Annotated in this window: 2 protein-coding genes and 2 pseudogenes; 1 reads left to right on the forward strand and 3 read right to left on the reverse strand. The window is 61.6% G+C overall.

What is annotated here, in order from left to right; all coding sequences use genetic code 11:
• The 3 genes and pseudogenes from LH128_RS13925 to LH128_RS13935 form a co-directional block, all read right to left on the reverse strand.
• Positions 1 to 554: pseudogene (locus tag LH128_RS13925) on the reverse strand (IS21 family transposase); the annotation flags it as partial.
• Between the two features lie 98 nt (positions 555 to 652).
• Positions 653 to 2,644, reverse strand: a complete 1,992-nt coding sequence (locus LH128_RS13930) for a TonB-dependent receptor (RefSeq protein WP_008830285.1) — start codon at positions 2,642 to 2,644, stop codon at positions 653 to 655.
• Positions 2,645 to 2,770: 126 nt separating this feature from the next.
• Positions 2,771 to 3,946, reverse strand: a complete 1,176-nt coding sequence (locus LH128_RS13935; protein ID WP_172705052.1) for a TetR family transcriptional regulator — start codon at positions 3,944 to 3,946, stop codon at positions 2,771 to 2,773.
• Between the two features lie 237 nt (positions 3,947 to 4,183).
• Between LH128_RS13935 and LH128_RS13940 the strand changes: the two are divergent.
• Positions 4,184 to 4,513 (forward strand): annotated as a pseudogene (locus LH128_RS13940) (IS110 family transposase); the annotation flags it as partial.
• Positions 4,514 to 4,764: the final 251 nt, after the last annotated feature.

The following is a 4,764-nucleotide window of genomic DNA, read 5'->3' on the forward strand; positions in this document are numbered from 1 at the left end:
CCGCCGAAGAAGGCGAAAGCCGCAACATGGCCTTCGCAAAAAGCCTCCGCGACCTCGGCAGGATAGGCTTTGAAAAACGGCGCATCACTATGCGGCAGGTCCATGCAGAAATAGTGAAACCGAACCAGCTTGCCATCGATGATCCCGTCGGCCTCGCCAAAGTCCACCTGAGCGTGGCCCGGCTTGTGGCTCAGCGGGATAAATACCTCGCGACTGCGCAGCTTGGCACCGGCCACATAATCGCGAACAATCGTTATGCCGCCGGTGAAGCCATGCTCATCGCGCAGCCGCTCGAAGATACGGGCAGCAGTGTGCCGCTGTTTGCTATGGACCGTGCGATCATCCTCCAGGATCTTGTCGATAATGTCCGTAAATCCGGCCAGCTTACGACCGTAGGTGCGACCACTTCGGCCATGTGGAGCCGGCTCCGCAAAGCACAGCATCTTGTCGATAGTCTTGCGGTCGATCCCGAAATACCGGGCGGCAGCGCGACGGCTCATCCCGTCAATCAGTACGGCGCGGCGGACCTTCTGATAAAGCTCCACTCTCTTCATCCTTCCACCTCCGCACAAAAGCGAAGGTCTAACAGGACTGGCCCTTTTCTATCCCGGTGCTCCGGTCCGATCCCTGGCCCCTTTTATTCCCGGTGTTCTCAATCGTAGTCGATCGCCGCCGTACCCGACCATTCCGGCGCATTGGTCAGCCGCGAACCGGTGTAGTTGGTCGTGGCATTGTAGACGTAATTGGTGAACTTGGCGTCGGTGTAGGTCACCGCGCCCGACAGCTGCAGGCCGCGGATGGGCTGGACCACCAGGCTGCCTTCGATACCCTGGGTGCGCAGGCCGCCGGCATTGCCGATCACGGTGGCGTTGATCGTTCCGCCCGCACCATCGGGGATCTGGGTCAGGATCGTCGCCTGGAAGTCCTTGAAGTCGGATCGGAACGCGTCGAGGTTGAAACGCAGGCGTCGACCGAACCATTCGGACTTTATGCCGGCTTCCCAGGCCTTCACCGTCTCGTCCTCATAAGGCGCGTACTTGTTGCCGACGAAGGCAATGCCCGCAGGCTTGTAGCCGGTGGAATAGGTCGCGTAGAGCATGACGTTGTCCGCCACCTGATACGTGGGCGCGATGCGGAACGAGAAATTGTCGCCCTTCACGCGGCCGAAATCGTAGGCCGGCGCCGCGCTCGAAGCGGTGAAGGCGGGCGTGTATCCCGCGATCGGCTCGGGGTTGATATAGACGTAGTCGATGCTCTGCGAATTGTTGTCGTGCGTGTAGCGGCCGCCCAGCGTGAGGGCGAGGCGCGGGGTGAAGTTGAACTTGAGCTGGCCGAAGACGGCCATCGTCTCGTTCACCGAGTCGAATAGCGAGGCATTGCCGTCCTCGCCGATGGCGCCCGTCAACGCGATCAGAGTAGGCAGCGGCGTGCCTGCACTGTCATAGAGCGGCTGCCCGCCGGTGGACCACTGCAGCTGCGTCTGGCGCGCATGCAGGCGGTTATAGAAGGCGCCGACCAGATATTCCACGAAGCCGCCGGTGGGCGATGCCAGATGGATTTCCTGGCTGAACTTGTCGGTGTCGAGCTGCCCCAGATTGAAGGGGATATACGCATAGCGATCGTAAGGCGTCAGGCTTGCCGGCGTCCAGTTGTCGTAGCGGGTAGCACGGTAGGCGGTGATCGAGGTCAGGTCATGATCACCCAGCTTGGCATTGGCCCGCAGCGAGATGCCCCATTCCTCGGTGACGATCTGGCCGAAGGAGGAATCCGCCGTGTCTGCGCTCTGCGGCCCGGGATAGACGCCCAGTTCGTCGAGGATCGCGGTGACCGCCGCAGACTGGCCGGAAACAGGCGTACGAACGCTGCTGTCCCAGTGATAGGCATAATCGCCCGAAAGGGTCAGGTTGAAGCTGTCCGAAGGCTCCAGATAGAGCCGCGCGCGGCCGCCGTATTCGTGCTGCGAACCGACCTTGCGGTTCAACGTCACATTGCGGCCGAAACCGTCGAAGGCCTGGTCGAAGCCGGATACGCGCAAAGCCGCGATCGGGCCAAGCGGGACGTTGGCGGTTGCGTTGAGGATGCGCTCGTCATGCTCGCCAAAGCTGGCGCTGGCACGCAGGGACCACTCGTCGAGCTTGGGCTTCGTGGTGCTCACCGCGATGACGCCCGAGGTGGCGTTCTTCCCAAACAGCGTCCCTTGCGGGCCCATCAGCACGTCGACACGGTCGATGTCGACGAGGCCGGTCAGGCCATTGGCGCGCTGGCCGTCCATCACCACGTCATCGACGACGACGCTGACCGACTTGGCGTTTGAGAAGTCGAACGAAGTGCTGCCGACGCCGCGGATCTGAAACGCCGCGCCCTGCGTGGGATCGTACTGCACGCCCGGCATCGTGTACTGCAGATCGGTGACCGAGGTGTACCCGGTCTTGGCCAGGGTCTCGCCGTCGATCGACTGGATCGCCAGCGGCACCTTCTGGCTGCTCTCCGCACGGCGCTCTGCGGTGACAGTGATCTCGGGCAGCGCATCGTCCGCGGCGGGAGCTTCCTCGGCCTGCGCGGTAAATGCCCAGCAGGGCGCAACCGCTCCGGCCAGGATCGTCGAGAGAAGATGGATCGTACGCTTGCGATGGATTGCTGACATGGGGGGCTCCGTCCTGTTGACCGGGGGTCTTCAGAACGCGCCTCTAGAACCACCCAATGACTCTTTTGAGACATTAGTGTGGTATTTTTTACACGTTAAACTGAAGTTTAAAAACAATTGTACGGTTCACGTGAAAGTCGCCAGCAGGTCGCGCATGTCAGGCCATTCGGTCTGCTCCGCCAGTATCCGCAGGCCGTTGCCGATAGAGGCCATGACCATGGCCTGCACGCGCGCACGGTCGGAATGCTCCGGGATGCCCAGCCACTGGGCATAAAGCGCGTGGACGTTTTCCGCACGGCGCCGCCGCATATCGATGGCGAACGGACGAAACGCCGGGTCGGTCAGCGCCGATAGCGCGCATTCGTGAGTCAGGCGGATGATGTCGCCATTGCCCAGGCGCGCGCCGGTACCATGGATATGGCTGCGCAATCGGCGGTATACCGCCTCCACGCCCGCGAAGAGGACATCGCGATGCGTTGGGAAATGATGTGCCACGCTGGACGTTGGGACGCCCGAGGCCTGGGCGACGGTGCGATGGGACAGGGCGCCAACTCCCTGCTCCACGACGATGTCGGCGATTGTCTCGGCAATGACGCCCTTGGAACCGCGCGGGATGGGAGAGGCCGCATCGAAGGCCGCTGCAGCCGGTATCGCCAAGCGCTCGACCAGCGCCATGTGCCATTGGCTCGCAGTCGGCTCGACAGGTGCGGAACCATTTCGCAACATGCCGCGTACGGTCGAATGGCGCAGCAACCGATAGTCCGTCTCGTCCACCAGAAGGATGGAAAAGACCTGTTCGTCCAGACAGTAGCGCGCGATGAGGCGCGCCAGCCTCTCTCCGTGTGCCGAGCAGGACAGCAGATCGCGCCAGAGCCCTTCCGCCTCTTCGAACAGGGCAGTAATAGAGGGAAGCGACTGCGGCTCACGTCCAGCCGTCAAGGCCAGTTCACACATGACGATCGCAGACGTACGCCGTGACCCTGCACCCTGGTCCAGCCATTCGCAGATGAGGTCCGGCAGGATGCCGCTCGCCACCGGATCGCATTCGCCGATCCGATCCCGCCATTCCATGCGTGTTGCGGCGGCCAGTTCGATCTCTCGGTCCAGCACGGCGGCGATCAATGCCGCACGATCGCCAATGCGATAGCTGATCGAACCGACCGAAGTGGCAGCCGCTTCGGCGACACTGCGCAAACTCATGCCTGCGATGCCCTTCGCAGCGATCACGCCACGGGCGGCGTCGACGACCCGCTGCGCTTCCAGTTGTTTTGCAAGGGACCTGGACTTGTTTTCTAAAGGCATGCCGCATGGCATATCGCCATCCACGCTATAGTCCACCGCCTCTCAGGCTGACACGGTCGCATGGTCATCCCATCAAGGCTCGCAATAAACTGGTTCCAGAGTGAGCGAGGGCGTCGGAACGTCGAGGTCTGGTCGTGAGTTGCCGGAACCGGATAGGGTGGATGGCTCCCGCTCACGGCATCAAAGTGCCAAGATGGGTTTGTTGTCATGCAATCCGAGCAGAAGGAGCCATCCGCCATGGAGATTACCACGATCGGCCTGGATTTGGCCAAGAACGTTTTTCAGGTTCACGGTGTCGATGCGACCGGCGGGGTCGTTGTACGCAAAGCCCTGCGGCGTTCGCAAATGCTGCCGTTCTTCCGGAAATTACCACCATGCCTGGTCGGGATCGAGGCATGCGGCACATCCCATCATTGGGCGCGTCAATTGATCAGCCTTGGTCATGAGGTACGCCTAATGCCGCCCGGCTATGTCAAACCCTATGTGAAGCGCGGCAAGAATGATGCCGTCGATGCCGAGGCGATTTGCGAAGCTGTCACGCGTCCGACGATGCGGTTTGTCGCTGTGATGCGCGGCGACTGACAGGATGCGAGCGTAGCGACAATCAAGATGAGAATCGGTTGTTGGGGTGTCGGTGAAGGGCGGAGGGCGTAGCCCGAAGCCCGTAGCCGAGACCCCAACAACCGATGGCCCTTTAATGGAGGAGCCGCAGATCGTCGGGGCCGACCCAATATTCATTGGCATATCCAGATTGGAGGGAGATGCCGTGAGTGCCGGGTTGCCAAGTCAACGATCATCAAATGAGGCTTTTCATGAAA

The sequence above is a fragment of the Sphingomonas sp. LH128 genome, assembly GCF_000293195.2.
Taxonomy (GTDB): domain Bacteria; phylum Pseudomonadota; class Alphaproteobacteria; order Sphingomonadales; family Sphingomonadaceae; genus Novosphingobium; species Novosphingobium resinovorum_A.